Genomic DNA, 7,417 nt, shown 5'->3' on the forward strand with positions numbered 1-7,417 from the left:
GGCCTCTGTCGAGAGTCCTTATTACGCCGCCGGGGTGATCACTCAGTTGTTCAACGTCCGGGTATTGGCGACGGATCCGTGGAAGGACGTATTAGCGGTTGTCGACGGCGTTGAGACGCGTTGGGAAGAAAAAACCGGCTATCCCAATCGGGGCTCGAATTATCCCGTGAACGTGAAACTTCCAGCCGACAGTCCATTGTTGGGGACTGGGCTGTCGTTGCACTGGAGCGGTGATTCCCATGAGCAATTGGAGGTTACTGTCAGCCCTGCGCTTGAGGAGTCGGTGCCGGTCGCTGGGATCAATCTGTCCTGGGTTCTGACGAGCGCAGATCATCTTGATGGTCGGTTTTTTCTGCATCTGGTCTGCTCGAAACTGCTGCAGCCTTCATCGGAAAAAACCATGTCGCTGGCGCGCAATCAGGTCAAGGTCGGCGAGGTGCGTGAGGCCAACAAGTTTCCGGTGGTGGATGAGCACGAAAGCGTGCTGTTGCGCGTGCAAGTGGTGCATGTCGTGGTCAGTGACGACGGTGATCCGGTGAACAACGCGCAGGTGGACTGGAAAACCCCTGATGGCACGATCACGACCCGAACGGGTGTCGGTGGCTGGGCCAGTGTGCTGTATACGCCGAAAAGCGCCGGGGATCAGGTGGTCAAGGCCAGCATCAAAGCTCATGCGGAGGCCGTTGCGGTTGAGCGGCCTTTCCAGGTGAAAGCCATTGCGACCAGCCCCTGGAAGACTGAAGTCAAGATCCTGCTGGATGACGTGGAGATCGACCGCAATACGCTCGGCGTAATCTGCCGGCGTGGCCAGGCACATACCTTGAAGGTTGTGCCGGTCGCCGGCAGTCCGTGGATTGGCAACTCCATCAGTTTGCACTGGCGGGGGGTAAAGCCGGATATCGGACTGGAGCCCAGCGATCTTGGCGTGCTCAAGCCTCTCGCGGCAAATGGTGTGGAATGGACACTTTCCTCCCAGGTGAATGACAGCATCAGCAGTCTGTTTGAACTGGAGCTACGCCTTGATGGCGTTGCAATCGCTCGAGAACTGTCCGGACGCTTGGTCTCCCTGGATCTGGTGGAAGAAGTGAGGCTGATGCTGGATCAGATATCGGCCGCGTTGGACGGTCAGACGTTCTATCCGTGTCTGGGTGCGCTTCATCGCTTCAACGTTACGCCCAATGCGCTGAGCCCGCTGGTGGGGTTGATGGCATCGTTGACATGGTCGGGGACACCGGCCGAGGAGTTGGGGGCAACGGTTCAACCCGCTTTGGATCAACCTCAACCCATCAGCGACGCCGGGGCCCTCTGGATGCTGGACGTTACCGCCAGTCAGCAAGCGGGCCAGTTTGCCCTGACGTTGAAATTGCCTCAGTTGAATTTCGTCGCCACCGCTAAACCTATGGTGCTGGCGCATAACAAAGTCCGGATCGAGGCGTGGCGCGAATCGCCGGTGGATCCAGTGGCGGGGCAGGACCCTGCGTGGCTGTGGGTACAGGTGTTTTCTCATTTCACCCAGCGGGCTGTGGATCAGGTGCCCGTGACATGGAGCGCGTCCGGGAGCCCGAGTGTGGTGAAAACCGATGCAGACGGCTGGTCGGGTTTTGCCTTCATGCCGACCAATGCGAAACGACATATCGTTGAGGCCTTGGTCATGAGTCCTTACGACGGCTTCGAAGCCAAACGTTCGATAGCGGTGGCTGCACTGGCGAGCGATCCGTGGGACGGGCTTATGGTCAGTTTCGACGGCGCCCCACCTCGGCCTTGGGGGGAGCGCACCTGTTTCCCTCGGCGCAACGGTGAGCATACGTTCGAGCTGTCGGCACTGCGCAAAAATCCCCTTTTCGGTCAGGATCTGACTCTCGGAATGACGGGCAGTGGAACGGCTGAACTGGGGATAGAGTTTCTATCGGAGGGGCTGGGGGTGCCACGCAAGTTTTACGACGTGGTCAATTTGCAATACACCTTTCGGGTGGGCAATGTGAAGGACGCTAGTTTTGCGTTTCTATTGTCATCCAAGCGACTGGCGCGTCTGTCGCCGACAAATGCGATGTCGGCGGGTGAAGGTTCTCAGGTGGTGAAAATCACTGCAAGCAGAGGCGTTTATCAGACGCTGGATTGGGGGCAGGAATATTTTGGGCAAGTCACCGTCGTGTCGGTCATCAGTGGCAGGCCGATGGTGGGTTGGACGGTGACATGGCGTAGTCCCGATCTCGGGGTTGTGACTTCAGTGACTGATTATTACGGTGTGGCGACAATGCGCTTTATCCCATCCACTCCCGGTGTGGCTGAGGTGATTGCGACGGTGGGCGATGAGCATAATTCGGATGCGATTGCCCTGGCCTTCACGCTCAATGAACCGAGGGAAATAGTTGCATTGTATGAACCGTCCGACTCCAGACAGCCTCCTGACGAGTCTCAGGCTTATGCAATGGCCAAAGTGGTTTCTGCATTGACCGGGTTGCCGTTGGCCGGGGTAGAAGTTGGCTGGGAGTTCGACGGACATGTACTCGTATCTTCGCTGACCGACACCGATGGCATCGCCCGYTTGTCCTTTGCGATGGTTGCGCAGGATGAAGAGGTGCTGTGGGCCACGGTGAAAGGAGGTATGGCTGGCTGGGATACCAAGGGGTTGTTGTATGGCGGGGTGGTGCCGGTGATTGAGTCGTTGACCAGTGCGAATGTGAATATTGAACTGGGTCAGGACGCCAGCGCAGAAGTGAAAATTGTGTCTCGTACCGACGGCCAGCCGCTTGTGGGGATCAAGGTTGACTGGACATTCCCCGGCGTGTCTTTGTCACCGACTGCGACAGACGCGAACGGCATTTCGCGGATATCTTTCACGCCGGTTGATGCGGGGACGCATAAATTGACCGTTACTGTAGGTTTCGGCGCTCGAGCAGAATTGGATTTCATAATCATAAAGCCTGTTTCGATAGTGGAAATGAAGGTGTCCCCCCGGTTGCTGGTGCTGCTGGGGCAGACTGTCACGGTTGAGGCCCGGTTAGAGGGGGCAACTGGGGATGAAAGAGTCATCTGGAGTTATCCGGGATTAAAAGACAGCGTTTCACCGGTCAACTCTGATGGCTGGACTTCTTTCACGATAACGCCGACAGAACTCCCTATAGGTGGTTTGGCGAGTGTTGCTGTGGGAGTTTTCAATGGACAATGGCCAATACCGAGGTTATCGACGAACATTTGGGTGACAGCATTGGATAGTCCTGTGGCCAAGAATACGATGCTGTACTTGAACGACGAGCTTTTACCCTACGCCATTCAAATCAAGAGGACGGTGTATCAATCCAAAGAACTTCTACTAAAGATGCTGGTATTGGAAGAGTTACAGGATCGCCAATTTTCAATATCGAGCTCTCGATCGGATGTTTACTTTGACCCTCCTGAGGGGACGTTGGTCCCAGTTGATGATCTGAACCTGTGCAAATGGAAGATGACAACGACAGCGCCGATTGGGACGTGGTTTGTCATAACCATGTCATCTTCGGGTTTGAGTGGTTCAAGAGGTCTTGAATTTAGGGTGGGTGATGCCGATCTCGATGGTGCGAATGGAGGCTCTCTGATCGAGCCTGACACGGATTAACTGTTCAAAATATTGGCCTTCTTCCAGCCCAAATACCGCGTGACCAACTCGGCCCCCAGTTCTGAGGGCCGAGCATCCACCACCGGCACTCCATGAGCGCTCAATCGCTCATGGAGCTCAGCCCGGCCATTCAAATAATCCACCGCCCCGCAATAGGCCAGCGCCTCCGGCAAGGTTTGCACCGGCGCGTGCCGGAGGTTATCGAGCAAGTCTTCGCGCAGACTCGCCACCAGCACCCGATGTTGCTTGCTCAGGCGTTTCACGGCAGTCAGCAGTTCTTCGTCGTCTTCATCGCGCAGGTTGGTGACTAGCACCACCAGCGCCCGGCGTTTTTGGCGGGCGAGCAGTTGAGTGGCCGCAGCCTGGTAATCGGCGGGGCGTTGGGTACTGTCGAGGTCGTACACGCTGTTGAGCAACACGTTGAGTTGGCCAGTGCCTTTGACCGGGGCGAGGTAATGCGGTCGGTCGCTGGCGAATGTGCTCAGGCCGACCGCATCGCCTTGGCGCAGGGCGATGTAGCTGAGCAACAGGCAGGCATTGAGTGCGTGATCGAAATGCGCGAGTTCGCCATCCTGACTGCGCATGCGCCGACCGCAGTCGAGCATGAAAATGATCTGTTGGTCGCGTTCGTCCTGATACTCACGGGCAATCGGCGTGCGCTGGCGGGCGGTGGCTTTCCAGTCGATCTGGCGCAGGCTGTCGCCTTCACGAAATTCGCGCAGTTGATGAAACTCCAGACCCAACCCGCGACGTTGCCGCTGGCGCACGCCGAGTTGGCTGAGCCAGTTGTCCACCGCCAGCAGCTGACCGCCGTAAAGGCGAGCGAAGTCAGGGTAGACGCGGGTGCTGTCGACCACGTTCAACAGGCGTTTGTCGGACCATAAAGCCAACGGGCTCGGCAGACTGATTTCACAATATTCAAAACTGAAGTGACCGCGTTTGAGCGGGCGTAGCCGATAGCCAATCTCACTCTGCTGACCGGGTTGCAGTTCTACCGAGAACGGGAGGTTTTCGAAGCTCAGCCCATCCGGAACATGATCGAAAATTTCGGCATTGAGTGGTTGAGCAAAGTCATGCTCGACCTCCAGCCGCACATCGCTCCAGCGGCCGAGCGCCAGACTGCCGGGCATTTGCCGTTGTACACGAGGCGAGGGCAGGCGCTTGAGGCGAATGAAGTCGAGTATCGCCAAAGCCAGCAACGCCAGCAGCAATCCCCAGTTGATCGATAACAGGGTTGATGGAACGTCAAATTCCACTGCCCGCAGTGTGCCCAGCACAATGCCGATGGCCAGCAGGATCGCGAGCCAGTTCAATAGCAGGCGGGACGGTTTCACAATCGTGGCGCCGGCACTTGATCGAGCAGTTGCTTGAGCACCTGATCGACATCCAGACCTTCGATATCCAGCTCCGGTGCGATGCGCACTCGATGGCGCAGCACCGCCAATGCGCAGCCTTTGATGTCGTCCGGAATCACAAACTCGCCACCGCGCAACAACGCACGGGCTCGGGCGCAGCGTACCAAAGCGATGGATGCGCGCGGCCCGGCGCCGAGGGTCAAGCCCGGCCAGGTGCGGGTGCTGCGCGCCAGCCGAACGGCGTAATCGAGCACCTGATCATCCAGCGCCAAATCACTGGCAATGCGCTGCAAGGCCAGCACGTCCTTGGCTTGCAATACGGTACGCAGCGGTTGCACGTCGAGCATGTCGGCGCGGGTCGAACGGCTGACCTGGCGGACCATGTTCAGCTCCTGCTCGGCGTCGGGGTAATCCATGCGCACCTTGAGCATGAACCGGTCGAGCTCGGCTTCGGGCAGGGGATAGGTGCCTTCCTGTTCGATGGGGTTTTGTGTGGCGAGCACCATGAAGGGTTGCACGATGGGCAAGGCACGACCTTCGAGGGTGACTTGGCGTTCCTGCATGGCTTCGAGCAACGCGGCCTGGGTTTTCGCCGGGGCGCGGTTGATCTCGTCGGCCAGCAGCAGGTTGGTGAACAGTGGGCCTTTGCGCAGCTTGAACTGCTCGGTGTTCAGGTCGTAGACCGCGTGCCCGGTGACATCGCTGGGCATCAAGTCCGGGGTGAACTGGATGCGCGCGAATTCGCCGCCAAAGCAGCGGGCGAGGGCGCGCACCAGCAAGGTCTTGCCCAACCCCGGCACGCCTTCGAGCAGCACATGGCCGCCGGCGATCAGCGCGGTGAGGACATCGTCGATCACGCTGTTCTGGCCGATTACGGCTTTCTGCAATTCGCCGCGCACGGCTTGGGCCAATTGACTGGCGCGCTGGCGTTGCTGGGCGGCGTGAGTCGGCGAGCCTGGCTCTATCTGTTCACTCATAAAGCGTTCCTCAAGGTTTGCAGGTGGGCGACCTGACGGCTGAAGTCAGCGCTGGACAGCCGCTGCTTCGGTCGCGGGCTCATGGCCTGGCTGATAGCGCGTGTAGGTTGGCCGGTCAGGCGTGAGAGCACCAGCCATTGCTCGGCAACGCCGAGTTGTTCAAAACCGGGATGACGACGCCGCACACGCCGCAGGATGTCTTGTTGCAAGGCTTGCAGCAGGTGTTGCTGCCCCTTGCGGCGCAACAGGAAATCGGCGCTGGCACTCAGGTGTTCCTGTAGTTGTCGGCGGCCTTTCGCCGCGGGCTCCAGCAACGGCCCCTGGCGCACTCCCGCCTGCCAGAAGCCAAGTCCGATCAGCGCAATCAGGGCCACCAGTGCCTGCGGGAAATAACGCCACAGCAAGGTCAGCAAGTTGTCGTGGTCGGTGTTGAACAGCAACGTCACGCTCGTGTTCGCCGTCAGATACCAGAGCAGCCAGGCATTGTCGTACTGGTCGATGGCCGGGGTTTTCCACAGGTCGGCATCGGTGACCACGGTGATCGAACCGAGCCCGTGATTGAGCTGCATCATGTGCGTGGCCTTGCCGCTGTTGGCCCAGGTTTGCGCGAGGTTTTTCGGATCGTCGAGATGGAATGCCGTGTCGAAATTCGCGTAGGCCGGTGCTTCTTCATCTTCCAGATACAGCTTGGTCAGTTTGGGATAGCGATCGTCGAGGATGTCCGGTGGCGGGTCCTTGAGGTCTTTGCTCAGCGACTGGTGCAATTGCACCCGGTCGAGCAGCAGGTCGTTGCTCTGGCCGGTTTTTTCATCCCAAAGGGATTGGGCAACAAATAAAATACGTCCACCGGCGCGGGTCCAGTTCAAGACCTGATCAATCTGGTGCGGGGTCATGTTGTAGCGATCCCCCAGCAGCAACAGGCTGTGCTGGTGGGGATTGAGGGTGGGCAGCACCTCAAGGCCATTGGCATGGCTGACGGTCAGGCCCTGCTTGCGCAAAAAATGTTCAGCGGCGAGGTAGGGATTGGCCTGCGCTTCAGGCGATGGGCCGTGATCGATTTCTGCCTGATAGGGTGTGGCTTTCAGGTACAGGTAAATACTCAGCGCGCCGACCAGCACAGCGATGAGCACGCCGATCGTTAACCCTGAACGCCGGCTCAACGGGCAGCCTCCGGGCCGAACAATGTTCGCCAGCCGTTACAGAGTTCCTGTTGCAAGTGCGCGGGTGGCAAGCGATGACCGTAGGCCATGTTTTGCCAGTGACCGGTCAGGGTTTTGCTGAAGGCCAGCAATGCCGGCTGTTGCAGTTGTTCGACGCGCTGGAGTACTTCACCTTCGGTATCGGAGGGTCTAAGCGCCATGTTGTGGTCGTGCAACAAGTGGCTGAGCAAGGCGCGATAAAGCAACCCGAGGGCTTCACGCGGATTGGTTTGCCAGAGACTGTCAGCGCTGGCGGCAATGTCGGCGGGCAGGGTTTCGCGGTCAAGGTCC

5 protein-coding genes are annotated in these 7,417 nt (G+C 58.6%); 1 reads left to right on the plus strand and 4 read right to left on the minus strand.

Features of this window, described 5'->3' with window-relative positions:
• Window positions 1-46 precede the first annotated feature (46 nt).
• Entirely contained in the window at window positions 47-3,595 is a 3,549-nt protein-coding gene (locus tag AC1DSG_RS24505) for an Ig-like domain-containing protein (protein ID WP_477793206.1), read from the plus strand.
• On the opposite strand, the gene AC1DSG_RS24510 is transcribed toward AC1DSG_RS24505, so the two are convergent.
• The 4 genes from AC1DSG_RS24510 to AC1DSG_RS24525 all read right to left on the minus strand — a co-directional run.
• A complete protein-coding gene (locus AC1DSG_RS24510; protein WP_477793207.1) occupies window positions 3,592-4,929 on the minus strand; it encodes a DUF58 domain-containing protein in 1,338 nt (445 codons plus the stop codon). The genes AC1DSG_RS24505 and AC1DSG_RS24510 overlap by 4 nt on opposite strands.
• On the minus strand, window positions 4,926-5,927 hold the full coding sequence (locus AC1DSG_RS24515) for an AAA family ATPase (RefSeq protein ID WP_477793208.1): 1,002 nt from the start codon (window positions 5,925-5,927) through the stop codon (window positions 4,926-4,928). Before AC1DSG_RS24515 ends, AC1DSG_RS24510 begins: the two co-directional genes overlap by 4 nt.
• Window positions 5,924-7,087, minus strand: coding sequence for a DUF4350 domain-containing protein (locus tag AC1DSG_RS24520; protein ID WP_477793209.1), 1,164 nt, complete (start codon window positions 7,085-7,087; stop codon window positions 5,924-5,926). The genes AC1DSG_RS24515 and AC1DSG_RS24520 overlap by 4 nt, the downstream gene beginning before the upstream one ends.
• A partial coding sequence (locus AC1DSG_RS24525) for a DUF4129 domain-containing protein (RefSeq protein WP_477793210.1) occupies window positions 7,084-7,417 on the minus strand: 334 nt, incomplete at its 5' end. The genes AC1DSG_RS24525 and AC1DSG_RS24520, both read right to left, overlap by 4 nt.

It is taken from the genome of Pseudomonas sp. P5_A12 (assembly GCF_056400685.1).